At 73.1% G+C, this 25,599-nt stretch carries 19 protein-coding genes; 6 read left to right on the top strand and 13 right to left on the bottom strand.

The window, feature by feature from the left end; genetic code table 11:
- Positions 1 to 3: 3 nt before the first annotated feature.
- From OG444_RS25925 to OG444_RS25910, 4 genes are read right to left on the bottom strand one after another with little or no spacing between them, the layout of a single operon-like run.
- Positions 4 to 645: a GTP-binding protein gene (locus tag OG444_RS25925; RefSeq protein WP_327264421.1), complete on the bottom strand. Its 642-nt coding sequence runs from the start codon at positions 643 to 645 to the stop codon at positions 4 to 6.
- Positions 626 to 1,015 (bottom strand): DUF742 domain-containing protein, encoded by a 390-nt coding sequence (locus tag OG444_RS25920; protein WP_327264420.1) that lies wholly within the window; start codon positions 1,013 to 1,015, stop codon positions 626 to 628. Before OG444_RS25920 ends, OG444_RS25925 begins: the two co-directional genes overlap by 20 nt.
- Positions 1,012 to 1,497 carry a roadblock/LC7 domain-containing protein gene (locus OG444_RS25915; RefSeq protein ID WP_327264419.1) on the bottom strand — a complete coding sequence of 162 codons (486 nt, stop codon included), beginning with the start codon at positions 1,495 to 1,497 and terminating at the stop codon, positions 1,012 to 1,014. Before OG444_RS25915 ends, OG444_RS25920 begins: the two co-directional genes overlap by 4 nt.
- On the bottom strand, positions 1,494 to 4,487 hold the full coding sequence (locus OG444_RS25910) for a sensor histidine kinase (RefSeq protein WP_327264418.1): 2,994 nt from the start codon (positions 4,485 to 4,487) through the stop codon (positions 1,494 to 1,496). Before OG444_RS25910 ends, OG444_RS25915 begins: the two co-directional genes overlap by 4 nt.
- Before the next feature lie 397 nt (positions 4,488 to 4,884).
- On the opposite strand from OG444_RS25910, the gene OG444_RS25905 reads away from it, so the two are divergent.
- A complete protein-coding gene (locus OG444_RS25905; RefSeq protein ID WP_327264417.1) occupies positions 4,885 to 5,658 on the top strand; it encodes a hypothetical protein in 774 nt (257 codons plus the stop codon).
- Between the two features lie 29 nt (positions 5,659 to 5,687).
- On the opposite strand, the gene OG444_RS25900 is transcribed toward OG444_RS25905, so the two are convergent.
- From OG444_RS25900 to OG444_RS25880, 5 genes are all read right to left on the bottom strand, one after another.
- Complete coding sequence (locus tag OG444_RS25900; protein ID WP_053704694.1) at positions 5,688 to 6,128, bottom strand: MarR family winged helix-turn-helix transcriptional regulator; 441 nt, start codon at positions 6,126 to 6,128, stop codon at positions 5,688 to 5,690.
- 167 nt (positions 6,129 to 6,295) lie between these two features.
- Entirely contained in the window at positions 6,296 to 8,713 is a 2,418-nt protein-coding gene (gene lon / locus OG444_RS25895) for an endopeptidase La (RefSeq protein ID WP_327264416.1), read from the bottom strand.
- A 94-nt stretch (positions 8,714 to 8,807) separates the two neighbouring features.
- Complete coding sequence (locus OG444_RS25890) at positions 8,808 to 9,572, bottom strand: DUF4097 family beta strand repeat-containing protein (RefSeq protein ID WP_327264415.1); 765 nt, start codon at positions 9,570 to 9,572, stop codon at positions 8,808 to 8,810.
- Positions 9,573 to 9,637: 65 nt separating this feature from the next.
- Positions 9,638 to 10,549 (bottom strand): sulfurtransferase, encoded by a 912-nt coding sequence (locus OG444_RS25885; protein WP_327264414.1) that lies wholly within the window; start codon positions 10,547 to 10,549, stop codon positions 9,638 to 9,640.
- A 134-nt stretch (positions 10,550 to 10,683) separates the two neighbouring features.
- Positions 10,684 to 12,066, bottom strand: a complete 1,383-nt coding sequence (locus OG444_RS25880; RefSeq protein WP_327264413.1) for a glycosyltransferase family 39 protein — start codon at positions 12,064 to 12,066, stop codon at positions 10,684 to 10,686.
- Between the two features lie 36 nt (positions 12,067 to 12,102).
- Between OG444_RS25880 and OG444_RS25875 the strand changes: the two genes are divergently transcribed.
- Entirely contained in the window at positions 12,103 to 12,690 is a 588-nt protein-coding gene (locus tag OG444_RS25875) for a hypothetical protein (protein ID WP_327264412.1), read from the top strand.
- Here the strand turns inward: OG444_RS25875 and OG444_RS25870 are convergent.
- Entirely contained in the window at positions 12,687 to 13,367 is a 681-nt protein-coding gene (locus tag OG444_RS25870; RefSeq protein WP_327264411.1) for a TetR/AcrR family transcriptional regulator, read from the bottom strand. The genes OG444_RS25875 and OG444_RS25870 overlap by 4 nt on opposite strands.
- 142 nt (positions 13,368 to 13,509) lie before the next feature.
- On the opposite strand from OG444_RS25870, the gene OG444_RS25865 reads away from it, so the two are divergent.
- From OG444_RS25865 to OG444_RS25850, 4 genes are all read left to right on the top strand, one after another.
- Positions 13,510 to 15,267 carry a glycoside hydrolase family 3 protein gene (locus OG444_RS25865; RefSeq protein WP_327264410.1) on the top strand — a complete coding sequence of 586 codons (1,758 nt, stop codon included), beginning with the start codon at positions 13,510 to 13,512 and terminating at the stop codon, positions 15,265 to 15,267.
- Between the two features lie 201 nt (positions 15,268 to 15,468).
- Positions 15,469 to 16,209 carry a response regulator transcription factor gene (locus OG444_RS25860; RefSeq protein WP_030390170.1) on the top strand — a complete coding sequence of 247 codons (741 nt, stop codon included), beginning with the start codon at positions 15,469 to 15,471 and terminating at the stop codon, positions 16,207 to 16,209.
- Positions 16,206 to 17,297, top strand: a complete 1,092-nt coding sequence (locus tag OG444_RS25855; RefSeq protein ID WP_327264409.1) for a HAMP domain-containing sensor histidine kinase — start codon at positions 16,206 to 16,208, stop codon at positions 17,295 to 17,297. The genes OG444_RS25860 and OG444_RS25855 overlap by 4 nt, the downstream gene beginning before the upstream one ends.
- 271 nt (positions 17,298 to 17,568) lie before the next feature.
- Positions 17,569 to 21,480, top strand: a complete 3,912-nt coding sequence (locus OG444_RS25850; protein ID WP_327264408.1) for a multifunctional oxoglutarate decarboxylase/oxoglutarate dehydrogenase thiamine pyrophosphate-binding subunit/dihydrolipoyllysine-residue succinyltransferase subunit — start codon at positions 17,569 to 17,571, stop codon at positions 21,478 to 21,480.
- A 75-nt stretch (positions 21,481 to 21,555) separates the two neighbouring features.
- Here the strand turns inward: OG444_RS25850 and OG444_RS25845 are convergent, their stop codons facing one another.
- The 3 genes from OG444_RS25845 to fxsT form a co-directional block, all read right to left on the bottom strand.
- Positions 21,556 to 21,831 carry a hypothetical protein gene (locus OG444_RS25845; protein WP_327264407.1) on the bottom strand — a complete coding sequence of 92 codons (276 nt, stop codon included), beginning with the start codon at positions 21,829 to 21,831 and terminating at the stop codon, positions 21,556 to 21,558.
- A 127-nt stretch (positions 21,832 to 21,958) separates the two neighbouring features.
- Entirely contained in the window at positions 21,959 to 22,318 is a 360-nt protein-coding gene (locus OG444_RS25840; RefSeq protein WP_327264406.1) for a hypothetical protein, read from the bottom strand.
- Positions 22,319 to 22,541: 223 nt separating this feature from the next.
- The gene (gene fxsT, locus OG444_RS25835; protein ID WP_327264405.1) at positions 22,542 to 25,565 is read right to left on the bottom strand and encodes an FxSxx-COOH system tetratricopeptide repeat protein; all 3,024 of its coding nucleotides are present in this window, start codon (positions 25,563 to 25,565) and stop codon (positions 22,542 to 22,544) included.
- Between the last annotated feature and the right edge of the window lie 34 nt (positions 25,566 to 25,599).

Raw genomic sequence — 25,599 nt, 5'->3', positions numbered from 1 at the left:
CTCTCAGGCTCTCTCTTCGGGAGTGGTGTCCAGGGCGTGACCCACCAGGGCGAGCAGGGATTCGATCACCGTGTCGCGGCGCCTCGCGTCCATGATCACGACGGGCACGTGGGGCGGGACGCTGAGCGCCTCGCGCACGTCCTCGGGCTCGTACGACTGCGAACCGTCGAAGTGGTTGACGGCGACGGCGTACGGGAGCCCACAGCTCTCGAAGTAGTCGAGGGCCGGGAAGCAGTCGCGCAGGCGGCGGGTGTCTGCCAGGACGAGGCCGCCGATGGCGCCGCGCACCAGGTCGTCCCACATGAACCAGAACCGCTCCTGGCCGGGGGTCCCGTACACGTAGAGGACGAGGTCGTCGTCGAGGGTGACGCGGCCGAAGTCCATGGCGACGGTGGTGGTGTTCTTGTCCGGGGTGCCGGACAGGTCGTCGGTCGGGGCACTCGCCCGGGTCATCACCGCTTCGGTGCGCAGCGGGGTGATCTCGGAGACGGAGGAGACGAAGGTGGTCTTGCCGACGCCGAAGCCGCCGGCGACCAGCACCTTGACGGCGACGGGTGCGCGGGAGCGGTCGTACTGCCAGGGCTGGGCCGGCTCGTCGTCCGACTGCGGCAGGGACACCGGGTTGTCAGAGACGGCGAAGACCACTGAGCACCCTTTCCAGGAGCGCGCGTTCGGGACGCCCGGTGCCGTGACCCGTTCCGTAGACGCGGATCCTGCCCTGGTCCGCGAGGTCGCTGACCAGGACGCGGACCACGCCGAGCGGGAGCTTCAGCAGCGCGGCTATCTCGGCGATCGTGCGCATGCGGCGGCAGACCTCGACGATGGCCGGCATCTCGGGCATGCGGTCGGGCTTCTGCGGCTCCGACACCTTGGTGTCCAGGGCGGCGACGAACGTCTCGACGAGCAGGACCTGCGTGAAGCGGGTGCGGCCGCCCGTGAGGGAGTACGGGCGGACGCGGGCGGGGCGGCGGTCGGCGCCACGTATCGGCAGCCGGTCGGAGGCCGTACTCCTCACGGGGTGTTCTCCATCGACTGGCGCAGCTCGCTGCGGACTTCGGGGGTCAGTACGTGGCCGGCGCGGCCGACGAACAGGGCCATGTGGTAGGCGACGACGCTCATGTCGCAGTCGGGGGTGGCGTGCACGCCCAGCAGCGAACCGTCGCTGATGGCCATGACGAAGACGGAGCCGTGCTCCATCGCGACCATCGTCTGCTTGACCGAGCCGGTGTCCATCAGGGCCGCGGCGCCGGTGGTGAGGCTGCCGAGGCCGGAGACGATGGTGGCGAGGTCGGCGGACGCGCCGCGCGGACCCTTGGCCCTCGGCTGAGCCGGTGGCTCGGCCGCGCCCGCTCCCGGGTCGGAGGACAGGAGCAGCAGCCCGTCCGAGGAGACGACGGCGACGGAGTTGACGCCGGGCACCTCCTCGACCAGGTCGGTCAGCAGCCACTGCAGGTTGCGGGCCTGGGTGCTCAGTCCGTACGTACTGGGCGCGGTCATGTGCGTGCCTCCTGTGCGGTGTCCCCCCGGTCGGTCTTGCTCTGGCCCTGCCTCTGCGTCTGTCCCTGGTCGAGCGCTTGGTCGTGCGCCTGGTCGGGTCCCCGGTCCTGCGCGAGTTCGGCGGCGACGACGCGCCGCCCGTCCTGGGCTCCCTGGTAGAAGCCCCCGAGCCGGCGTCGCAGCTCCTCCGCGTCGACCCGGCGCGGCGGCTCGGGCCGTACGTCGTCGTCGGCGCGCTTGGCGGGGACGGTGCGCGGGGTCCGCTTCGGCAGGCCCTTGTCGGTGACGGCTGCTTCGCCCTCGGCCTGGTCGGCAGGGTGGCTGCCCTGGCGGGGGAGCCAGTTGCCCTCGGCCGGGGCGTGGGTGTGCGGGTCCGCCTCCGGTTCGGTTTCCCGTACGTCGGCCACGGGTGCGGCGGCGTGCGGCGCGGCCGGGATCCCCTCGGCGGGGTCCGGCACGCCGGGAGCGACGGGCTCGGCGTCGGGGACGACCCGCGCGAGCAGCTGTTCCTCGGGGGTCGGCCCGTCCCCTGCGGGGGGCTCGGCGGTGAACACCGGCTCGGCCGGTGCACCGTCCGCCGCCGGCGGCGCGGCGACGAACACCTGGTCGGCGGGCGGAAGTCCGTCCGCGGCGGGCTCGCCTGCGACCGGCTCCGCCGGGGTCCCGGCCACGACGGCGGGGCCCGCCAGGGCCTCGGCCAGGGTGATCGGGACCGCCGCGACGGCGGGCTCCGGCTCCGGCTCGGGCTCGGGCTGCGGCTCCTGCTGCGGCTCGGGCTCGACGGCGGCCTCCGTCGCGGTGTCGGCCGCGGCCTCGGCTTCCTCGCCCGCTCCCGCCTCGGTCTCCGCGTCGGGGTCCGGCGCGGCGTGCGCACCCCGCTGCCGGGGCGGCAGGGTGTTCTCGTTGGCCTCCGCTATCACGCCCGGCAGCCGCAGCGCGGGCCCGCCCGGCGTGGCCAGGGCGTGCACCGGGGAGACCATCGGGGTGGTGGGCAGCAGCGTCGCGGGGACGACCACCAGGGCCTCGGTCCCGCCGTGCCGCGGGGTGCGCAGCTCCGCGGTGACGCCGTGCCGGGCCGCGAGCCGCCCGGCCACGTACAGGCCGAGGCCGAGGCCGTGTTCCGCCTCGGGCTCCTCGTCGTAGGCCTCGGGCGTGGACAGGCGGGCGTTCAGCGACTCCAGGCGGTCCTCGGTGACGCCGATGCCCTCGTCCACGACGGACAGGACCACGTCGCCGGAGTCCAGCAGCCGGCCGGACACCTTCACCTTGACGTCCGGCGGCGAGAACGTGGTCGCGTTCTCCAGCAGTTCGGCCAGCACGTGCGAGATGTCGTCGGCCGCGTGCCCCGCGACCTGGGTGTACGAGGGCAGCGAGGCCAGGTCGACGCGCTCGTAGCGTTCGATCTCGCTGACGGCGGCCCGCATGACGTCGACCAGCGGCACCGGCAGGCCCTGCCCGTGGCCGTGTTCCTGCCCGGCGAGGACCAGCAGGTTCTCGTTGTGGCGGCGCATCACGGTCGCCAGGTGGTCCAGCTTGAAGAGCGTCGCCAGCCGGTCGGGGTCCTGTTCCCGTGACTCCAGCTCCTCGATGACCGCGAGCTGGCGCTCCACCAGGCCCAGGGTCCGCAGGGACAGGGAGACGGAGGTCGTCGACATGACGCGGCGGTGCTCCTCCAGCCCGGCCCGCAGCTTGGACAGTTCCTCCTCCAGCACGTCCCGGCCGGCGGCCAGCGCCTCGTTGCGGCCGATGATCCGGCGCCGGTCCGCGTCGAGTCCGGCGATCCGGGTGTGCAGGGAGACCGTCTGGTCGCGCACCGCGTTCAGGTGGCGCACGACCTCGGCGAACTCGTCGTTGCGGCCGGTGAAGCGCACCGGCTCCACCGAGCCCTCCGGCGTCGCCAGCCGCTGCGCGCCGCGGCGCAGGACGGACAGCGGCCGGGTCAGCGACCGCGCCACGGCGGTCGAGAAGCCGACGGCGAACAGGAACAGCACGCCCATGAAGGCGATGACGATTTCGAGCCGGGTCACGTCGTCGTCGCGCAGGGCGGCCAGGGCGGAGGCCCGTTCACCCGCGAGGGTGGCCTCCACGGTCCGCATGCGGTCGATGCGTGCCGTCAGCGCGGTGCCGACGGTGGCCCCGTCGGTCTTGCGGTCGGCGGCGCTCAGGGTGGGCCGGTCGGTGAGCCGCTTGAGGAAGTCGTCGGCCGTCTTGACCTCGGGCCCGGTGACGGTGGCGGCGAGCGTCTGGCGCACGTCGGGCCGTGCGGCCCGTGCGAAGTCGTCGAGGGCGGCCTGTTCCCGTACGCGCGCACGCTGGGCGGCGGTGGTGAGTTCGTCGACCACGGCCGAGTTGGGGAGCTGCTCGCCGCGGGGGACGGCCAGCGCGGCGAGCAGCAGTCCACGGGTGGCCGAGGCCTGTTCCACGGCCTGTCCCAGCGGGGCCAGCGGCCGGGTGGTGACGAGGGCGTCCTCGGCGCGCGGCGGGGTCAGCACGGCGAGCCGTTCGCCCGGGGCGAGGAGTTCCGCGATGACGGCGGCGTAGGCCTGGTGTGCGGCGAGGGCGCTGCCCTTGCCGTCGACGGCCTCGCCGCGGACGGTCCGTACCCGTGCGAGGGCGCGGGCGGTCGACTCGTCGGCCTCGGCCTGGACCTCGGCGAGCTGCCGGTCGGTCCGGGCGGTGCGCTCCTGGACGGACCCCTTGGCCGCGCCGGGCCGGCCCTTGGCGGCGTACTCGACGACGGCGTCGCGCTCGTCGGCGAGGAGGTGCGTGAGGGTGAGGGTCTGCCGGGTCTGGTCCGCCAGGGTGACCAGGCGCTGGGAGTCGTTCAGTTCCCTCGACGCGGAGACGACGGCGGGCGCGCCTGCCGCGAGGACGGTGAGGCCCGCGACGGCGACGCCGATGACCAGCCTGCGGCGCACGCGGACGCGGCGTCCTGCGGGGGCCGGGCCGTCGGCGGCGGTGCCGTTCTTCCGAGACCGCTTCTTCTGCACCGGTGCTCGCAATCCTGTACGTGTGCTCTTGCTCGTCTACTCGTGTGGCCGAGGTAACGGCCGGTCAACAAGTAAACGCTCCCTGCCCCCTCGTACCGCCTCAGACCTTTGCAGCGTGTTGGGGAGAGAGCCGCACATCACCCACCCGGCCACTCGAACGAGTGAACATCACGGATGAGTTGCCGACCAACTCGGGCACCCGGTGTCAGAGGTCCTCGGTGGACAGGTGGTTGAAAGATCGATACGGGCTTTGGCAGGATGCCCGCCCACATCACCGGTCCGCCGCCCCGGCCCGCGCGGCCCGCTCCCCCGCACTGCGCCTGCGGCCCACCCGGCTCCGTCCGTTTTGGTACGGACCTGCCCGCGCTCCCTGCCCCCCGCGGGTCAGAATGCCGGTATGCGCATCGACCTCGCCTCGGCCCCCGGCCACCCGGAACGCCCCAATGAGGACTGGGTATCGGCCGCGATCCCCGCTTCGGGCGGCGGCGTCCTGGTGGTCCTGGACGGCGTCACCCCGCCGGCCGACGATGACGGGTGCGTGCACGGAGTGCCCTGGTTCGCGGCGCGGCTCGGCGGCCGATTGACCGAACTGTCCGGATCGCGGCGGGACATGCCGCTCGATCAGGTTCTGGCCGAGTCCGTCCGCGCCACGGCAGACGCCCACCGCGGCACCTGTGACCTTTCTCACGTCAGGACTCCGCAGGCGACGGTCGTCGTGGTCCGCTGGGACGCGCAGTACGTGGAGCACCTCGTGCTCTCGGACTCCGTACTGCTCCTGGAGACGCCCGCGGGCGGGGTGACGGCGGTGCTCGACGACCGGCTGGACCGGATCCCGCGGGAGGTGCTGGGCTCGGTGGCCGCGACGGACGCCCTGCGGAACGCGGAGGGTGGCTTCTTCACGGCGGCCGCTGACCCGGCGGTGGCGGCCCGGGCGGTGACCGGGCGCACCCCGCGGGGGCGGGTGCGGGCGGTGGCCGCGCTCACGGACGGGGCGAGCCGGTGGACGGACACCTTCGGGCAGGGCGACTGGGCCGCGTGCCTGGCGGTACTGCGCGAGGAGGGTGCGCACGGCCTGATCGGCCGGGTGCGGGCCGTCGAGTCCGATCCGGCCCGCCCGTCGGCCCGGTACAAGCGGCACGACGACGCGTCGGCGGTCTACGCCGAGCTCTGAGCGGACCGGCTCCCGGCTCCCGGCTCCCGCTACTCCCCGCCCGAGTTCAACTGGTTCAGCAGCCGGGCCAGTTCGGCGACCTCGCCGCGGTCCCAGTCGGCGAGCTTGCGCATGTACTGCTCGCGGCGCGCGCCCCGGACCCGCAGGAATCGCTCCCGGCCCTCCTCCGTGAGGCCGACCAGGGAGGCCCGGCCGTCGGCGGGGTCGGGCTCGCGGGCCACCAGGCCCAGTACCTCAAGGGCTCGCAGCTGTCGGCTCATGGTGGCCTTGCCGACCCCGAAGTAGGCGGCGAGCTCGGTGGCCCGCTGCCGGCCGGCCGCCTCCAGGCGTACGAGGAGCCCGTACGCGGCCGGCTCCAGCTCGGGGTGGAGCTCGCGGGCCATCTCGCCGGAGGAGGCGCGGGCCCGCCGGAGGAAGACGGACAGCTCCCGCTCCAGGGCAAGGAACTCCTGGTCTTCACTCCCGTGCACGTCCCGCTCCTTCGATGGCGTCCGGCACCCCGGTGGGTGCGGGGCCAGTATTTCGCAGCGGGTGCGGCAACGGCCCGGTACCCCGCCGGAGCGGGACACCGGGCCGTGTGCAGTCACCTCGTGCGGTCGCCGGACGCGCGGCCGGGTGCGGTCACCGGGTGCGGTGCTCAGGCCGCGGCGGTGACCGGAGCCTGAGCCGGGGCCTGAGCCGGGGCCAGGGCCAGTTCCAGCACCTGGCGCACATCCGTCACCGGGTGCACCTCCAGCCCCTGGAGCACCTCCGCCGGGACATCGTCCAGGTCTGCCTCGTTCCGCTTCGGGATGACGACCGTGGTCAGCCCGGCCCGGTGCGCGGCGAGCAGCTTCTGCTTCACCCCGCCGATGGGCAGCACGCGCCCGGTCAGCGAGACCTCACCGGTCATGGCCACGTCCGTGCGCACCTGCCGCCCGGAGAGCAGCGAGGCGAGGGCGGTGGTCATGGTGATGCCCGCGCTCGGGCCGTCCTTGGGGACGGCGCCCGCCGGGAAGTGGATGTGCACGCCCCGGTCCTTCAGGTCGGCGACCGGGAGCTCCAGTTCCGCGCCGTGCGAGCGCAGGAAGCTGAGCGCGATCTGCGCCGACTCCTTCATGACGTCGCCGAGCTGGCCGGTGAGGGTCAGGCCGGCCGCGCCCGTCTCCGGGTCGGCGAGCGAAGCCTCCACGAACAGCACGTCGCCGCCCGCGCCGGTCACCGCGAGGCCGGTGGCCACCCCGGGCACGGCGGTGCGCCGCTCGGCCGGGTCCTGGGCGGACTCGGGCACGTGGTGCGGGCGCCCGATCAGCCCCCGCAGGTCGTCCGCGCCGATGCGCAGCGGCAGTTCCCGCTCCCCCAGCTCGTGCTGCGAGGCCACCTTGCGCAGCAGGCGGGCGATGGACCGCTCCAGGGTGCGCACGCCCGCTTCGCGGGTGTACTCGCCGGCCAGCCTGCGCAGGGCGTCCTCCTCCAGGACCACCTCGTCGGCGGCGAGACCGGCACGCTCCAGCTGGCGGGGCAGCAGGTGGTCGCGGGCGATGACGACCTTCTCGTCCTCGGTGTAGCCGTCGAGGCGGACGAGCTCCATCCGGTCGGCCAGGGCCTCGGGGATGGCTTCCAGGACGTTGGCGGTGGCCAGGAAGACGACGTCGCTGAGGTCCAGTTCCACTTCCAGGTAGTGGTCGCGGAAGGTGTGGTTCTGCGCCGGGTCCAGGACCTCCAGCAGGGCGGCCGCCGGGTCGCCGCGGAAGTCGGATCCCACCTTGTCGATCTCGTCGAGGAGGACCACGGGGTTCATCGACCCGGCCTCCTTGATGGCGCGGACGATCCGCCCGGGCAGGGCGCCGACATAGGTCCGGCGGTGGCCGCGGACCTCGGCCTCGTCGCGGACGCCGCCGAGGGCGACGCGGACGAACTTGCGGCCCATGGCGTGGGCGACGCTCTCGCCGAGCGAGGTCTTCCCGACGCCCGGAGGCCCCACGAGGGCCAGCACGGCGCCGCCGCGGCGGCCGCCGATGACGCCCATGCCGCGCTCGCTGCGCCGCTTGCGGACGGCGAGGTACTCGGTGATGCGGTCCTTCACGTCGCTGAGGCCCGCGTGCTCGGCGTCGAGCACCGCCCTGGCCCCGCGGATGTCGTACTCGTCCTCGGTGCGCTCGTTCCAGGGCAGTTCGAGCACGGTGTCCAGCCAGGTGCGGATCCAGGAGCCCTCCGGGCTCTGGTCGCTGGACCGCTCCAGCTTCTCGACCTCCTTGAGCGCGGCCTCCCGTACGGTCCCGGGGAGGTCGGCGGCCTCGACGCGGGCCCGGTAGTCGTCGGACTCCTCGCCCTCCTTCTCGCCGTTCAGGTCGCGCAGTTCCTTGCGTACGGCCTCCAGCTGGCGCCGGAGGAGGAACTCGCGCTGCTGCTTGTCGACGCCGTCCTGGACGTCCTTGGCGATGGACTCGGCCACGTCCTGCTCGGCGAGGTGGTCGCTGAGCGCCTTGACCGCGAGCCTGAGCCGGGCGACCGGGTCGGCGGTCTCCAGCAGTTCGACCTTCTGCTCGACCGTCAGGAAGGGCGAGTAGCCGGAGTTGTCCGCGAGGGCGGAGACGCCCTCGATCTGCTGGACCCGGTCCACGACCTGCCAGGCGCCGCGCTTCTTGAGCCAGCTGGTGGCGAGCGCCTTGTACTCCTTGACGAGCTCGGCGACCGCGCCGGGCAGCGGATCGGGCACGGCCTCGTCGACCGTCTCGCCCTCGACCCACAGGGCCGCGCCGGGCCCGGTGGTCCCGGCGCCGATACGGACCCGGCCGAGGCCGCGGATGAGGGCGCCGGGGTCCCCGCCGGAGAGCCGGCCGACCTGTTCGACGGTCCCGAGCACACCGGTCGCGGCGTACGTCCCGTCGATGCGCGGCACGAGCAGGACCCGGGGCTTCCCGCTGCCGCTCGTCCCGGCGGCGGCCTGCGCGGCCTCCACGGCGGCGCGCACTTCGGCGTCGGAGAGATCCAGCGGAACGACCATTCCGGGCAGCACGACCTCGTCGTCGAGCGGCAGCACGGGCAGGGTGAGTGTGATGGACGTCGAAGCCATGATCTTCCCTCCGGCAGTGAAGTTGAGCTATGCCGACTCAATGCATGTGCGCCTCCCGATGTTCCCCCTGAGCCGTTCGCCCGGGGCGAACGCGTCAGACGGCCGAGATGCGGACGTCGCCCGAAGTGGTCCTCGCCGAGAGGCGGGAGGGGGCGGAGGCGTCGTCGGGGAGGGTGACGTCGCGGTCGCCGGAGGAGGTGGAGACGGCGACCCGGTACGGGGCCGGGGGGACCGTCAGGGTGACGTTGCCCGAGGTGGTCTCGGCGAGCACCGAGGACGGGGTCTTCGCGAAGTCCAGGCGGGCGTCGCCCGACTCCGAGTGGACGTCGGCGCTCGTCGCGGACAGGCCGGTGGCGGTGATGTCGCCGGAGGAGGTACGTACCTTCAGCGGGCCGCCGATCCGCTCGGCCCGGACCGTGCCGGAGTCGGCCGTCACCACGGCCGCCGCCACACCCGCCACCGAGATGTCGCCGCTGGTGCTCTCCAGCTCGACCGTCGCGGCGGCCGGGACCTCCAGGCGGTAGTCGACGTAGCAGCTCGTGGAGCAGCCGTCCGTGAAGGTCAGTACGCCGTCGGTGACCTTCTGGCCGGGCGTCGGAACGGCGCCCTCGCGGTAGTGGACGGTGCGGCGGATCGTGACGCCGGGACCGGCTCCGGGGGTGACCTCGATCGATCCGGCCCGGGCCCCCGTCACCCGCACCGCGGTGACCGCCTCGGTGACCGTGGCGTCGGCGGTCGCCTTCCGGCGCGGACCGTCGTCGAGCGCGTCCGGGAGGGAGCAGCCGGCCAGCAGGAGGCCGGCCCCGAGGGCGGCGACGGCGGTGCGGGCGATGCGGGCCGAGGTGGCGTGTGAGGTCATAGCCCGATTCTCGGCCGGGGGCCCGCCCCGGGCCGATGGGGCGCGTACCCGAACCCCCGGTGGGGTTATCCCCCCTGAGCCGTCGTCACCGGAAGGTCCGAGGGCATGCCCCACTCGCTCCAGGAGCCGTCGTACACCGCGAGATCCCGGTACCCGGCGAGGTCGGCGCCCAGGGCCAGTACGCAGGCGGTCACCCCGGATCCGCAGCTGAAGTAGAGCCGCTCCCGTTCCCCGGCCAGCGCGCGGAAGGCCGCGCGCAGTTCCCCGGCGGGGCGCATCAGCCCCGCCGGGTCCTGGAGTTCGGCGAACGGCAGGTTGAGCGCGCCCGGCATGTGGCCGCCGCGCAGGCCCGGCCGGGGTTCGGGGGCGGTGCCGGCGAACCGCCCCCGGGTGCGGGCGTCGAGGACGGCCGCGTCCGGGTCGGTCAGGGCCCGCGCGACGGTGGCGCTGTCGGCCAGCAGACCGGCCCGGGGCCGGGCGGTGAAGGAGCCGCGCGGGCCGTCGTAGGCGGGGCCGGTGGCCGAGGTGGGCAGGCCGGCGGCCGTCCAGGCGGGCAGCCCGCCGTCGAGGACGGCGGCCCGGTCGAAGCCCATCGCGCGCAGCATCCACCAGGCGCGGGCGCTGGAGTAGAGGCCGGCGCCGTCGTAGACGACGACGGTGTCCGAGTCGTGGATCCCGAGGGCCCGCACGGCCTCGGTGAACTGCGCGGCGCCCGGCATGGTGTGCGGGGCGGGCGCGGTGTGGTCGGAGAGATCCCCGTCGAGGTCGAACGGCCGGGCGCCCGGGATCCGGTGGCCGGCGCCCCGGTGGGCGCCGACCGAGGCGTCGAGGAGGACGAGAGCGGGCGTCCCGAGCCGCGCGGCGAGCCAGTCCACCCCGACGAGCGGCCCGGGCAGCGTCCCCGGCGGGGCTTCGGGCCGTTCCCCGGGCCCTTCCGCGGGCCGTTCCTCGGGTGTGGCGTGCTGGGGCGTGGTCATGGGCACCTCCGGCGGGACGACACGGGCCGTCCCATCCTCCGACGCGGCCCGGCCCGGCCCCGACGGCGGGGTCGGGTGGGCGGCGACGGGCAGGGGGGACAGGCAGGCAGGCAGGCGGGCGGCTCGGGGCGCGGTCAGGGGCAGGTGCCGGGGCGGGCGTAGACCGCGACCCGGGCGCCGCGCACCTCGTCCGTCGAACACAGGTCGAAGCGGGCGGCCAGTTCCTCGCGCTTGACCGCCTCCCGCGGGTACGGGTCCAGCGGCTGGTCCGCCGGGTCCAGCAGGGCGATCACCCGGGACGAAGCGAGCAGCGCCTCGCGGATCCGCTCCGGGGGCAGCTCGGTGCCCTGGAGGCTGTGGGAGGCCGCCGGGGTGCGGTCCAGGGCCACGTCGCGCAGTTCCCGGTAGGCCTCCGGGGAGGACAGCAGCCACTCGCGCCGGCGCGAGGGCATGAACACCACCGCGTCCCCCGGCCGCGCCCGCTCGCGGACCGCCTCGGCCACCGCGCGCGCGTCGTCCTTGCGGCTCTCCGGCGTACGCAGCCACACCGACCAGATGCCGAAGGGCACCAGGAGCGCGCCCGCCAGCACCCACGGCCACCAGCCGCGGGCCGTCGCGAGCCGGGTGCCCGCCAGCAGGGCGAGCCCGGCCAGCGCGTAGAGCACGTACCGGTCGACGTACCAGGGGTTGACCAGCGAGACCGTCATCAGCAGCCCGGGCGGCAGCAGGACGAGCGGGAGGGCCACCCGTACGAGGTCCTTCGGGGCCCCCCGCGCGAGCAGCAGGGCGGCGGCGCCCACCACCGCGTACGCCGTCCAGTCCTGCCAGCTCGGCCGCCCGAGCCAGCCGAGCTGCTGCCCGGCCTGCCGGGCGCTCACCACGGCCAGCGGCAGCAGCAGGACGACGACGGCCGCGGCGCTCCACCTCCAGCCGCGCGAGCGCCACGCGGTGAAGGCGTGGGCGAGCAGCGCCAGCGCGGCGAACTCGTGCAGCCAGCAGCCGAGCAGCAGCACCACCGCGTACGCCGTCCACCGCTCGCGGAGCATCAGGTACGTCGCCCACACCACGGCGGCCGCGACCAGGGCGTACGAGCGCCCCTCCTGGGCGTAGGCCTGCACGGGCGGCAGTACGGCATACGCGCAGCCCGCGAGCAGCGCGGCCCGCTCTCCCACCAGGCGGTGGGCGACCGCGGCCACCCCGGCGGCGGCGAGGGCGGTGGCGGCGACGGAGGGCAGCCGCAGCGCCCACAGACCGCCGTCCCAGGCCTGGAACACCCCGTGCATGAGCAGGTAGTACAGGCCGTGGACGGCGTCGACCCGGCCCAGCAGCTCCACGATCCCGCCGAGCGGCCGGTGGGCCACCTGCCACGTGACGGACTCGTCGCGCCACATGCTGCCGCCGCGCTCCAGGCCCCACACGCCGAGGAGCACGGCGAGCAGCGGGGGGAGCAGGCGCCAGGGGGCGATCCGGCTGATGGCGTCCTCCGCGTGCTGTCGGAACGGGTGTGCGGACTCCATACTCGGGGTTGGACCCGAGTCCCGGCGGAGGTGGGTGTGCGCGCGTTACGAGCGGTTGCGGCGGCCGTACTGGGTGCGGTGGTCCTGGCGGGCTGCGGACCGTCGGGTTCCGGGGGCGGTGACGACGCACCCGCGGGCTCCTCCACGCAGCCGGGCGCGAGCGCGTCCGCGGACCCGGGCGCGAGCCCGGGCGTCTCGGCGAGCCCGGGCGGGTCCACGAGCCCGACCGTCGGCCCGACCACGAGCCCCACGGCCGGCCGGGTTCCGGATCGCGCGCAGACCCTGGTCCGGGTGACCCGGACCGGCGGCTTCGCCGGACAGACCCACACCCTCGTCGTCAAGGGCGACGGCTCGTACACCCGGCTGGACGCCAAGGCGAAGCCGACGGGCACCGGACGGCTGTCGGAGGCGGAGCTGGCCGGCCTGAGCGCCGCCCTGCGGGAGGCGGACTTCGCCCGCCTGCCCCGGATCGCGACGGGCGGCCCGACGATCTACGACGGGTACTACTACGCCTTCGTGCACGACGGTCACGAGGTGGCCGGCGCCCAGGGGTCGCTGCCGCCGGTCCTGACGAAGGTGATCGACGTGCTGCCCCCGTTCACGGGCGCGCAGGACGCCCCCTAGACCGCGCCCGGACCCGTGCCCGCGTCCGGACCTGCGCCCGTGCCCGTCGTGGAGATCTCGCGCAGCAGCCTGTCCAGGAACCCGCGCAGCCGGCCCGGCATGTCCACGCTCCCGGGGGCCAGCACCCACTGGATCTGCAGGCCGTCCATGACGGCGAGGATCTCGCGGCCGACGGCCTCGCAGTCGGTGTCCGGGCGCAGTTCGCCGCGGGCGACGCCGGCCTCCAGCAGGTCGACGGTGTAGCCGAGCACCCGGGCGTAGCGCCGGGTGAAGTAGGCGTGTGCGGGGTGCCCCGGGTTGCCGGACTCGCCCACCAGGGTGTTGAACATCCGGACGATGCCGGGCCGCCGCTCGTTGTCGGCGGCGAGGGCCACGACGGTGGCGAAGTGGGCGGCGACCGACTCGGCGGGTTCGCTGAACAGCCGCTCCACGTCGTGCTGCTCGCTCTGGGCGAGGACCGACAGCAGCAGGTCCTCCTTGCCGCGGAAGTGGTGCAGCAGTCCGCCCTGGGTGATCCCGCAGTCGGCCGCGATGCGGGCGAGCGAGGACGCGTTGAAGCCCCACTTCGCGAAGTGCTCGACGGCGGTGTCGAGGATCTTCTGCCGCCGGGCGTCGCCCACCGCGTAGGTCCCCCGGGCCGATCCCTTCGCCGCCGTCCGCGGCTTGTCCTGTGCCATGCGGCCACCCTATGAGGCCCCCGCCGGGTCCGGGCAGGACGGGGTGACCCAGGTCACTTTCCGAAAACCTAGCAGGTGCATGGTTTTCAGTTCTACCTTGGCCGTGCCGATCCGCCCGGTCACGTGCTCCAGGAGCCCCGCCATGAACGCATCGCCCGATTACCAGGACGCCTCCCTCCCCGTCGGCCGCCGCGTGGAGGACCTGCTCTCCCGGATGACCCTGGAGGAGAAGGCCGGCCAGCTCTTCCACTCGATGCTGATGATGAACGCGGACGGCACCCCGGTCACCGAGACCGACGGCTCGATGCTCCCCTTCACCACGCCCGAGCTGATCGAGGACCGCTTCCTCACCCACTTCAACCTGCTCGGCAGCTACGCGCCCCGCGAAATGGCCCTGTGGCAGAACGCCGTCCAGGAGATGGCCGCGGGCACCCGCCTCGGCATCCCGGTCACGCTCTCCACCGACCCGCGCCACACCTTCACCGACAACATCGGCGCCTCCTTCAACTCCGGCGCCTTCTCCGCCTGGCCGGAGGCCCTGGGCCTGGCCGCCATCGGCGACCCCGAGCTCGTCCACCGGTTCGCCGACACCGTCCGCCGCGAGTACCTCGCCGTCGGCTTCCGGGTCGCCCTGCACCCGCAGATCGACCTGGCCAGCGAGCCCCGCTGGGCCCGCCAGTCCGGCACCTTCGGCTCCGATGCGCAGCTGACGGGCGAGCTCGTGGCGGCGTACGTACGCGGCCTCCAGGGGCCGGCCCTCGGGCCCGGGTCGGTGTCCGCGATGGTCAAGCACTTCCCCGGCGGCGGCCCGCAGAAGGACGGCGAGGACCCGCACTTCGCGCACGGCAAGGAGCAGATCTATCCGGGCGGGATGCGCGAGCACCACCTGGAGCCGTTCAAGGCGGCGATCGCCGCCGGGTGCGCGCAGATGATGCCGTACTACGGCCAGCCGCTCGGCACCGACTGGGAGGCGGTCGGCTTCGGCTTCAACAAGGGCGTGGTCACCGGCCTGCTCCGCGAGGAGCTCGGCTTCGAGGGCATCGTCTGCAGCGACTGGGGACTGCTCAACGACGCGACGATCTTCGGGCAGGTGCACCCGGCGCGCGCCTGGGGCCTGGAGCACCTGAGCGTGGCCGAGCGGACGGCCCGGGCCCTGGAGGCCGGCTGCGACCAGTTCGGCGGCGAGCAGTGCCCCGAGGTCGTCGTGGAGCTGGTCCGCTCCGGCCGTGTCCCGGAGGCCCGGATCGACGAGTCGGTACGCCGCCTGCTGCGGGAGAAGTTCGTGCTCGGCCTGTTCGAGGACCCGTACGTGGACCCGGACGCGGCGGCCGGGATCGCGGGCCGGGCCGATTTCACGGCCCTGGGGGCGGCGGCCCAGCGCCGCTCCCTCACCGTCCTCACCAACCGCGGGGGCCTGCTGCCGCTCACCACCCGCCCGAAGCTGTACGTGCGCGGCGTGGACGCGGCCGTCGCCGCCGAGTACGGCGAGGTCGTCGCCGGCCCGGCCGACGCGGACCTGGCCGTGCTGCGCCTGCGGACCCCGTACGAGCCCCGCGAGAACATCTTCGAATCCTTCTTCCACTCCGGTTCGCTGGCCTTCCCCGAGGCCGAGCTGGCGGAGATCCTGGCCCTCCTGGACCGGGTCCCGACCCTGGTCTGCATCAACCTGGAGCGGGCCGCCGTCGTCCCGGAGATCGCCGAGCGCGCGGCGGCCCTGATCGCCGACTACGGGGCCTGCGACGCCGCCCTGCTGGACGTGGCCTTCGGCCGCGCCACCCCCGAGGGCCGCCTCCCCTTCGAGCTCCCGCGCTCGATGAAGGCCGTCGAGGCGTCGCGTCCGGATGTGCCGAACGACACGCTCGACCCGGTCTTCCCGCACGGTCACGGACTGACCTTCTAGACGCCCCCGGAGGGCACGGACGGCGAGGCACCTGACCGGTCTCGCCCGCCGGGTACCGGTCCCGTGGGGGGGCCGGTACCCGGTACATCACATTCCGTTTACTGTGGTCCAGCACATATGCCATGTCCGAACCCCACGTAGCCGCAGGCCGACGCCTCCTCTACGCTGCACCCCATTCACGCGGGATCTTCAGGGGCGGACATGGAACAGACACACACCACCCATCAGGGCGCCGCGGCGACACCCGGCGCCCAGCGGCGTGTGCTGGTCGTCGAGGACGACCACACCATCGCCGAGGCCATCGCGGCCCGCCTGCGCGCGGAGGGATTCCAGGTGCAGACCGCCGGGGACGGCCCCTCGGCCGTCGCGGCGGCCGAGAGCTGGCTGCCCGAGCTGCTGGTCCTCGACATCATGCTGCCCGGCTTCGACGGCCTGGAGGTGTGCCGCCGGGTCCAGGCCCAGCGGCCCGTCCCGGTCCTCATGCTCACCGCGCGTGACGACGAGACCGACCTGCTGGTCGGGCTCGGGGTCGGCGCGGACGACTACATGACCAAACCGTTCTCGATGCGCGAGCTGGCCGCCCGCGTCCACGTCCTGCTGCGGCGCGTGGAGCGGGCCACCATCGCCGCGCACACCCCGCGCGGGGCCACCCTGCGCCTGGGCGATCTGGAGATCGACCACGCACAGCGCCGGGTGCGGGTGCACACGGAGGACGTGCACCTGACCCCGACCGAGTTCGACCTGCTGGTGTGCCTGGCCGGCACCCCGCGGGCGGTGCTCTCCCGGGAGCAGCTGCTGGCCGAGGTGTGGGACTGGGCCGACGCGTCCGGGACCCGTACGGTCGACAGCCACATCAAGGCCCTGCGGCGCAAGATCGGCGCGGAGCGGATCCGTACGGTCCACGGCGTCGGGTACGCCCTGGAGACCCCGGCCCAGGCATGAGCGGCCCGCCGATCCGGCAGCGGCAGCGGCAACGGCCCCCGGCGGGGCTGCGGCCCTTCTCGCCGTTCTCGATCAAGACCAAGCTGGGCACGCTCGTGGTGGTCTCGGTCTTCATCACGACGGGCCTGCTGCTGGTGGCCCTGCGCACCGACACCGAGCTGCGCTTCATCACGGTCTTCTCGGTGATCGCCTCGATGCTGATCACCCAGTTCGTGGCGCACAGCCTGACGGCGCCGCTCGACGACATGACGACCGTCGCCCGGGCGATCTCCCACGGCGACTTCACCCGGCGCGTACGCGGGGCGGGCCGCCGCGACGAGCTCGGCGACCTGGCCTCCACCATCAACCTGATGGCGGACGACCTGGAGGCCGTGGACCGGCACCGCAAAGAGCTCGTCGCCAATGTCTCGCACGAGCTGCGCACGCCCATCGCGGCGCTGCGGGCCGTGCTGGAGAACGTGGTGGACGGGGTCTCGGCCGCCGACCCCGAGACCATGCGCACGATGCTCAAGCAGACCGAGCGGCTCGGCGGGCTCGTGGAGACCCTGCTGGACCTCTCCCGGGTCGACAACGGCGTGGTCCCGCTGCGCGCCCGCCGCTTCGAGGTGTGGCCCTACCTGTCGGGCGTGCTGAAGGAATCCAGGCTCGCGGCCGCCGGCCGGCCCGGACTGCTCTCCGGCTCGGGCGGGCACACCCGCAACGACGTGCACCTGCACCTGGACGTCCACCCGCCCGAGCTGTGGGCGCACGCGGACGCCGAGCGGCTGCACCAGGTGGTAGCAAATCTGATCGACAACGCGGTCAAACACAGCCCCCCGCACGGCCGGGTCACGGTCCGCGCCCGGGCCGGCGACACCGCCGGAAGCCTGGTCCTGGAGGTGCGCGACGAGGGTCCCGGCATCCCGGAGGCGGAGCGCCACCGGGTCTTCGAGCGCTTCAACCGGGGCAGCGCCCGCGGCGGCGACGGAGGCACCGGTTTGGGCCTCGCGATCGCCCGCTGGGCCGTGGAGCTGCACGGAGGGCGGATCGGAGTGGCCGAATCGTCACGTGGCTGCCGCATCCTCGTCACGCTTCCGGGCAGCTCGTAGGTGCCGTGTTGACGTAGGGTTCGAGTGGGAAGGACATGATCTCGGCCACACGTACCCGGGGTCCGTCAGGGGTGCGAAGCCAAGGGGGCCGCAACCTCGGTGCCGCCTACCCGAACCAGGCTGGTTTCCCGCCATTCCACGTGCCGAAACCCGCCGTTCGATGTGACCTGCATGACGTAAGTCCCGCCCGGCCTGCATGCAGCGGCCGAGGAGGCGTAGCCTTTATTCCCGCTGTCCATACCTTGTGAAGCGGAAGAGGGCGGTTGCCGCCGTGTCGCCACAGTCCCCCAGTAACTCGAGCACCACGACCGAAGCAGCAGAGGGCGGGAAGAACCCTGCCTCAGGCTTCGGCGCGAATGAGTGGCTCGTCGACGAGATCTATCAGCAGTACCTCCAGGACCCGAACTCGGTCGACCGGGCCTGGTGGGACTTCTTCGCCGACTACAAGCCGGGTGGCGCTGTCGCTCCGGTGAAGTCGGACGGTCCCCAGAAGCCCGCGACGACGGACGGCGCCTCCGCACAGGCCGCCACCACCGTCTCCGCGGCGCCGCAGGTCACCGACGCCGCCGCCACGGGGGCGGCGCGCGCCGCAGCCCCTGCTCCGACTCCTGGTGCGAGCACCGGCTCCACTGGAGCGGCTGCCGCCGCGCCAGCTGCTGCGCCCGTGTCCGCGCCCGCCCCTGCTCCTGCCACCCCCTCTGGTGCCCCTGCTGTGACTGTCACCTCCCAGGCCCCGGCCGCCGCACCGGCCGCGCCCGCCGCCTCCTCCGTAGCCCCCCAGAAGGCCGCGCCCGCCACCGAGGCCCCCGCGGGCCCCGAGCTGGTGACGCTCCGCGGCCCGGCGGCTGCCGTCGCCAAGAACATGAACGCCTCCCTCGACGTGCCGACGGCCACCTCCGTCCGCGCCGTCCCGGTGAAGCTGCTGTTCGACAACCGCATCGTCATCAACAACCACCTCAAGCGCGCCCGGGGCGGGAAGATCTCCTTCACGCACCTGATCGGCTACGCGATGGTGCAGGCGATCAAGGCCATGCCGGCCATGAACTACTCCTTCGCGGAGAAGGACGGCAAGCCGACCCTGGTCAAGCCGGAGCACATCAACTTCGGTCTCGCGATCGACCTGGTGAAGCCCAACGGCGACCGCCAGCTCGTCGTCGCCGGCATCAAGAAGGCCGAGACCCTCAACTTCTTCGAGTTCTGGCAGGCCTACGAGGACATCGTCCGCCGCGCCCGTGTCGGCAAGCTGACGATGGACGACTTCACCGGCGTCACCGTCTCGCTGACCAACCCCGGCGGCCTGGGCACCGTGCACTCCGTGCCCCGCCTGATGCCCGGACAGTCGGTCATCATGGGCGTCGGCTCCATGGACTACCCCGCCGAGTTCCAGGGCACCTCGCAGGACACCCTGAACAAGCTGGGCATCTCCAAGGTCATGACCCTGACCTCGACCTACGACCACCGGGTCATCCAGGGCGCGGCCTCCGGCGAGTTCCTGCGCATCGTCGCGAACCTGCTGCTCGGCGAGGACGGCTTCTACGACGCCGTCTTCGAGTCGCTGCGCATCCCGTACGAGCCCGTCCGCTGGAACCGGGACATCGACGCCTCGCACGACGACGACGTCACGAAGGCCGCCCGCGTCTTCGAGCTGATCCACTCCTACCGGGTCCGCGGCCACGTCATGGCCGACACCGACCCGCTGGAGTACAAGCAGCGCAAGCACCCCGACCTCGACATCACCGAGCACGGCCTCACCCTGTGGGACCTGGAGCGCGAGTTCGCGGTCGGCGGCTTCTCCGGCAAGTCGATGATGAAGCTCCGCGACATCCTCGGCGTCCTGCGCGACTCGTACTGCCGCACCACCGGCGTCGAGTTCATGCACATCCAGGACCCGAAGCAGCGCCGCTGGATCCAGGACCGCATCGAGCGCCCGCACACCAAGCCGGAGCGCGAGGAGCAGCTGCGCATCCTGCGCCGGCTGAACGCCGCCGAGGCCTTCGAGACCTTCCTGCAGACGAAGTACGTCGGCCAGAAGCGCTTCTCCCTGGAGGGCGGCGAGTCCGTCATCCCGCTGCTCGACGCCGTCATCGACTCGGCCGCCGAGGCCCGCCTCGAAGAGGTCGTCATCGGCATGGCCCACCGCGGCCGCCTGAACGTGCTCGCGAACATCGTCGGCAAGTCGTACGCGCAGATCTTCCGCGAGTTCGAGGGCAACCTCGACCCGAAGTCCATGCACGGCTCCGGCGACGTCAAGTACCACCTGGGCGCCGAGGGCACCTTCACCGGCCTGGACGGCGAGCAGATCAAGGTCTCGCTCGTCGCGAACCCCTCGCACCTGGAGGCGGTCGACCCGGTCCTGGAGGGTGTCGCCCGCGCCAAGCAGGACGTCATCAACAAGGGCGGCACGGACTTCACGGTCCTGCCGCTGGCGCTCCACGGCGACGCGGCCTTCGCCGGCCAGGGCGTCGTCGCCGAGACGCTGAACATGTCGCAGCTGCGCGGCTACCGCACCGGCGGCACCGTGCACGTGGTCATCAACAACCAGGTCGGCTTCACCGCCGCCCCGGAGTCCTCGCGTTCCTCGATGTACGCGACCGACGTGGCCCGCATGATCGAGGCGCCGATCTTCCACGTGAACGGCGACGACCCGGAGGCCGTCGTCCGCGTCGCGCGGCTGGCCTTCGAGTTCCGCCAGGCGTTCAACAAGGACGTGGTCATCGACCTCATCTGCTACCGCCGCCGCGGCCACAACGAGTCCGACAACCCGGCCTTCACCCAGCCGCTGATGTACGACCTGATCGACAAGAAGCGCTCGGTGCGCAAGCTCTACACCGAGTCCCTCATCGGTCGCGGCGACATCACGCTGGAAGAGGCCGAGCAGGCGCTCCAGGACTTCCAGGGCCAGCTGGAGAAGGTCTTCGCCGAGGTCCGCGAGGCCGCCACGCAGCCCGCGATCGCCGCGCCGGCCTCCCCGGCCGCGCAGGCCGAGTTCCCGGTAACCATGAACACCGCGATCTCGCAGGACGTCGTCAAGCGGATCGCCGAGTCCCAGGTCACCATCCCCGAGGGCGTCACCGTCCACCCGCGCCTGCTGCCGCAGCTGCAGCGCCGCGCGGCGATGATCGACGAGGGCACCATCGACTGGGGCATGGGCGAGACCCTCGCCTTCGGCTCGCTGCTGATGGAGGGCACCCCGGTCCGCCTGTCCGGCCAGGACTCCCGCCGCGGCACCTTCGGCCAGCGCCACGCGGTCCTCATCGACCGGGAGACGGGCGAGGACTACACCCCGCTCCTCTACCTGTCCGAGGACCAGGCCCGCTACAACGTCTACGACTCGCTGCTCTCCGAGTACGCGGCCATGGGCTTCGAGTACGGCTACTCGCTGGCCCGTCCGGACGCGCTGGTCCTCTGGGAGGCCCAGTTCGGTGACTTCGTCAACGGCGCGCAGACCGTCGTCGACGAGTTCATCTCCTCGGCCGAGCAGAAGTGGGGCCAGACCTCCGGCGTCACGCTGCTCCTCCCGCACGGCTACGAGGGCCAGGGCCCGGACCACTCGTCCGCGCGTCCCGAGCGCTTCCTCCAGATGTGCGCGCAGGACAACATGACGGTGGCCATGCCCACCCTCCCCTCCAACTACTTCCACCTCCTGCGGTGGCAGGTCCACAACCCGCACCACAAGCCGCTCATCGTCTTCACCCCGAAGTCGATGCTGCGTCTGAAGGCGGCGGCGTCGAAGGCGGAGGAGTTCACGACCGGTTCGTTCCGTCCGGTCATCGGTGACAGCACGGTGGACGCGAACGCGGTCCGCAAGGTCGTCTTCTGCGCCGGCAAGGTCTACTACGACCTGGAGGCCGAGCGCGAGAAGCGCGGCATCACGGACACCGCGATCATCCGCATCGAGCGGCTGTACCCGCTGGCGGGCACGGAACTCCAGGCGGAGATCGCCAAGTTCCCGAACGCGGCGAAGTACATCTGGGCCCAGGAGGAGCCGGCGAACCAGGGTGCGTGGCCGTTCATCGCGCTGAACCTGATCGACCACCTCGACCTGGCGGTCGGCGCGGACGTCCCGGCGGGCGAGCGCCTGCGGCGCATCTCGCGCCCGCACGGCTCGTCCCCGGCGGTGGGTTCCGCGAAGCGCCACCAGGCGGAGCAGCAGCTCCTGCTGAACGAGGTCTTCGAGGCCTAGGCCCCGACCCCAGCAGCACGGAAGGCCCGGCTCCCCTGAGGGAGCCGGGCCTTCCGGCCGTTCGTGCCGGACCGGTCAGCGAGCGCCCCGGCCGGTCTCCTCGGGCGGCGCGGACCGCGACGCACGGCGCCCCTGCCACCACACGGTCACACCGGCGAGGCCTCCGGCGGCGATGAAGAAGCCCACCTTCACGGCGGCCTTGCCGGACAGCCAGGCCGCGGTGAAGGGCAGGTTCCAGCCCTGCCACCAGAAGACCCCGCACACGGCCGCCGCGACGAGGATTCCCGCCACAACGCCCAGCGCGGTCCGCCACCTTGCCCCGTCGATACCGTCCCCCATGTCACTGGTCATACGGATCACGCTAGGCGCCCGGGGCGGCGGCCTCCTCCCCACGGAGGATGATCGTGCCCGCGACTTTCGTCGCGTGAGGCTCGCGAGGCGGGAGACGAAAGTCTCGCCCGCTTCCGACGCTTCGCCTCTACCAGGCGTTCCAGAGCCCGTCATGACGGTGGCGGACCGGCGGCATGTCCGCGTCGTCGAGTTCGTGGCCGGCGCGGTGCAGTCCACGGATCCGCTGGGCGTGGAGCCGACCCTGGAGCCGGGCGCGGCCCTCGGCCGTAGCGATCTCGCCGGAAAACGAACCCGTCCTGCAGGAGAGCACCATCCACTGCCAAGAGGTGATCCGGCGCAGTGTCTTCGCCGGGGCGGGGCGACGGCCTTCGCGGGCGGCCAGGGCCAGTTCGGCATGCGCATAGCGCAGGTCGTACAGCGACATGGACTCCGATGCGCCCTCCTGGATGCGGAGTCGCGTGGGAGTCGTGCGGACAGTTCGGGACATCGAGAGCCTCCGTAGGCCCTCCGGACTTTCCAGAGGCACCTACGGCGGGTGCGTGGTGGTCAGCACGACTCAGCTCCCCCGGTCGGTCGCGACGATCATCACCAGCACAGTAGTCGCGCGGAGACGTGAAGGCCGAGGCCTTCTGCCCGCCCCTGTCGCCGAGTCCGGTGCCGCGGGGGTGGAGGCCCCGCACGCGTGGGCCCCGTACCGCCGCCCCGCACCCCTACGGCTGGGGCTCGAAGTCCCAGTACGGCCGGGTCTGTTGCTTCGCCGAGACCGTGTGGACGTGCTGGGCTCCCAGTGTGCGGGTCAGGCCGCGGATGCCCGCGTCCTCGTGCTTCGCCGCCTCCTCGTACTCCCGCACCGACCGGAGGTCCGCCGCCAGGGCGATCTGGGCGCTCAGGGCCATCGGGTGGTCCGGGCCCAGTACCCGCTCGGCCGTGCGCAGCGTCTCCCGGCTGAGGTCCAGCGCGTCCTCCAGCCGCCCCGTGATGCTGCGGTGTCCGGTGGCGTTCAGGGCGCAGCCCAGCGTCCAGGGGTGCCGGTCGCCGAGCGCGCCCCGCATGCCGACCAGCGCCTGCTCCGCGAGGGAGAGGGCCTCCGTGCGTTCGCCCTGCGCCCGCAGGACGAGGCCGAGGTTGCCGACCGTGCCGATGCTGTACGGGTGGGCGAGGCCCAGCTGGGACTGGTAGCCGCGGACCACGTCCTCGGAGATCCGGCGGGCCTCGCCGATGTCCCCGTACTCCCTGAGGTAGGTGGCGTAGTCGGAGGCGACCATCAGGGTCCACGGGTAGTCGGCGCCGAAGACCCGGGTGGCCCGCTCCCACACGGTCCGCAGCCGCAGGCCCGCGCCGGGGATGTCGCCGGAGCGGCGCAGGCACATCCCGAGGTTGTGCTCGGCGCGCAGGGTCTGCGGGTGTTCCAGGCCCAGCACCTGCGTGTTGATCTTCACGCCCTGTTCCTGCCGGGTCTGCGCCTCGTGGTAGCGGCCCATCAGCCGAAGGCCCATGGCGCAGGCGATCCCGGAGGAGAGGGTGGAGATGTGGTGGGTCCGCAGTACCCGCTCGCGGCGGCGCAGCGTGTCCAGGTCGAGGTCGTAGGCGTCCTGGTAGCGGCCGAGCAGGCGGTAGGTGGCGGCCAGGTTGTTCTGGGCGGCGAGCGTGGTGGAGTCGTCCTCGCCGAGGAGTTCGCGGTAGGTGCCCAGGCAGTGCTCGAAGATCTCGCGGGCCGGTTCGAAGCGGGCGATGCACAGCAGGACCCCGCCGTACGAGCTGGTGGCGCGCAGGGTCTCCAGGTCGCGGTCGCCGCGTTCCCCGGCGAGCCGGTCGGCGCGGGCGCGGGTGAGGGTCTCGGCCCGCCGGAAGAGCCCGAGGTTGCGCAGGGCTTCGCCGTACTGGTAGCTGAGCTCGCGGACCTTGGGGTGGTCCTCGCCGAGCAGGGCCCGCCAGATCAGGTCGGTCTCCTCGGAGAGCCGCAGGCAGGTGCGGTACTCGCCGGCGAGGATCAGGTAGCGCAGGCAGTGCAGCAGGAAGTTCTGGATGCGCGGGTTGCTGCTGGTGAGCACCCCGGAGGTGGCCAGGTGCGGGATGAGTTCGGCGTACCGGGGCCAGAGCCGGGCGTCGGAGGGCCGGCCGGGGTCGGCGGCGGCGAGGACCTGGCGCACGGCGCGCGAAAGGGGTTCGGCCTCCGCCTCGGAGAGGTTCTCGCGGACGATGCCGTGGACCATGCGGTGCAGCTGGACGGTCTCCAGCCCGCCGCCGCCCTCCTCCACGGCGAGGTCCGAGTACTCCAGCCGCACCACGGAGAACTGGACGAGCTTGTTCAGGGCGGCGTTCCACCGGATCTGGTCGTTGATCAGCCCGGCGAGCTGTTCGGGCACGTCGTCGGCGGGGAACTCGCGCAGCAGCCGCAGCGGCACCGGGCCTGGCGCGAAGAAGACGAACAGCCGCAGCAGGGCGAGGGCGTCGGGGAAGTTCTCGCGGACGTTGTTGAGCAGTATGGCGAGGGCGGTGGGGAAGGGGAGGGGGTAGTCCTCGGAGATCGCGACGGCCTCGTGGGAGTCCATCCGGTGCTGGAGAAGGACGAGGTAGTCGCCCACCGGCAGCGGGGAGTCGGCGAGCCAGCCGGCGGTCTGGTCGAGGGCCAGCGGGTAGTCCTCCAGCGCCTCGGCGAGCTGGTCGGCCTCGTCGGCGGTCAGGCGCAGGGCCCGGCGGCGGATGAAGGTGATCGACTCGGGGCGGGCGTAGAGCGGGACCTCGACGAGGCTGGTGTGGCGGGCGGCCCACTCGCGGTTGCGCGAGGTGATGATCACGTCGCCCGCGCCGGAGGGCAGCAGGTCGATCAGGTCGTCCGGGTTGTCGCAGCCGTCGAAGACCATCAGCCAGCGGCCGTACGGATTTCCGCGCCGCAGCGCTTCGAGGACGGCCCGGATCTGCTCGCCGTAACTGCCCGCCCCGCGCGGCAGCCCGAGCGCCGGGGCCAGGTCGGCGAGGCGTTCGCGCAGGGTGGGCCGGTCCTCGGCGGGGACCCACCACACCACGTCGTACTCGGAGGCGAAGCGGTACGCGTACTCGGTGGCGACCTGGGTCTTGCCGACGCCGGAGAGCCCGAGCAGGGTGACGGTGGACGCGCCGGGCGGGGCCTCGGCGAGCGCCTCGCGCAGGGTGCCGATGACGTCGTTGCGGCCGGTGAAGCGCGGGTTGCGGCGCGGGACGCGCCCCCAGATCTCCGGCGGATCGTTGGGGAAGCGCGGCCCGCGGCGGCCGGTCTCGGTGCCGATCCGTTCGGTGGGCAGCTCCAGGCGGCGCAGCACGCGGTACTCGGCCTCGTAGGCGTCCAGGCCCCACAGGTCGGTCTTCTCCAGTACGGCGACGGCGCTGGGCAGCGGGGCGTCGGTGAGGCAGACCGCGGCGAACCGGTCGGGGTGGCGGTCGGTGACGGCGCGCAGGGCCGTGTTCCACTCCTCCTCGGTGTGGGTGCCGGCGGAGAAGTAGCGCTCGCTGAGGACGAGGAGGACCCGGCTGCCGGAGCGGGCCAGGTCGTCGAGGGCCTGGCCGATGCCGGGAGTGCTCTGGGGGTCCCAGCGCTGGAGGGCGACGCGGTGGCCGTGCTCCTCCAGGCGGTGGGCGATCCACACCGCCCAGGGACGGTTGAACCCCGCGAAGCTGATGACGAATCGCTGCGGCTGGGGCGGCTGGGGCGGCTGCTGCGCCGCCGGTTCACGGTCCTGGCGACTACCGGTGGTCATCGGGCCGTCTCCCTGAATGCGGGCGGTGGACGGG

This window comes from Streptomyces sp. NBC_01232 (assembly GCF_035989885.1).
In the GTDB taxonomy this organism is placed as follows: Bacteria; Actinomycetota; Actinomycetes; order Streptomycetales; family Streptomycetaceae; genus Streptomyces.
The sequence above is the reverse complement of the archived record's forward strand: the minus strand, read 5'-3'. Positions and strand labels throughout refer to the sequence as shown.

Coding starts and splice junctions, on each gene's coding strand:
- OG444_RS25915 (WP_327264419.1), bottom strand. CDS start 1,497: ATGACCGCGCCCAGTACGTACGGACTGAGCACCCAGGCCCGCAACCTG.
- OG444_RS25905 (WP_327264417.1), top strand. CDS start 4,885: ATGCGCATCGACCTCGCCTCGGCCCCCGGCCACCCGGAACGCCCCAAT.
- lon (WP_327264416.1), bottom strand. CDS start 8,713: ATGGCTTCGACGTCCATCACACTCACCCTGCCCGTGCTGCCGCTCGAC.
- OG444_RS25890 (WP_327264415.1), bottom strand. CDS start 9,572: ATGACCTCACACGCCACCTCGGCCCGCATCGCCCGCACCGCCGTCGCC.
- OG444_RS25885 (WP_327264414.1), bottom strand. CDS start 10,549: ATGACCACGCCCCAGCACGCCACACCCGAGGAACGGCCCGCGGAAGGG.
- OG444_RS25880 (WP_327264413.1), bottom strand. CDS start 12,066: ATGGAGTCCGCACACCCGTTCCGACAGCACGCGGAGGACGCCATCAGC.
- OG444_RS25870 (WP_327264411.1), bottom strand. CDS start 13,367: ATGGCACAGGACAAGCCGCGGACGGCGGCGAAGGGATCGGCCCGGGGG.
- OG444_RS25865 (WP_327264410.1), top strand. CDS start 13,510: ATGAACGCATCGCCCGATTACCAGGACGCCTCCCTCCCCGTCGGCCGC.
- OG444_RS25860 (WP_030390170.1), top strand. CDS start 15,469: ATGGAACAGACACACACCACCCATCAGGGCGCCGCGGCGACACCCGGC.
- OG444_RS25855 (WP_327264409.1), top strand. CDS start 16,206: ATGAGCGGCCCGCCGATCCGGCAGCGGCAGCGGCAACGGCCCCCGGCG.
- OG444_RS25845 (WP_327264407.1), bottom strand. CDS start 21,831: ATGACCAGTGACATGGGGGACGGTATCGACGGGGCAAGGTGGCGGACC.
- OG444_RS25840 (WP_327264406.1), bottom strand. CDS start 22,318: ATGTCCCGAACTGTCCGCACGACTCCCACGCGACTCCGCATCCAGGAG.
- fxsT (WP_327264405.1), bottom strand. CDS start 25,565: ATGACCACCGGTAGTCGCCAGGACCGTGAACCGGCGGCGCAGCAGCCG.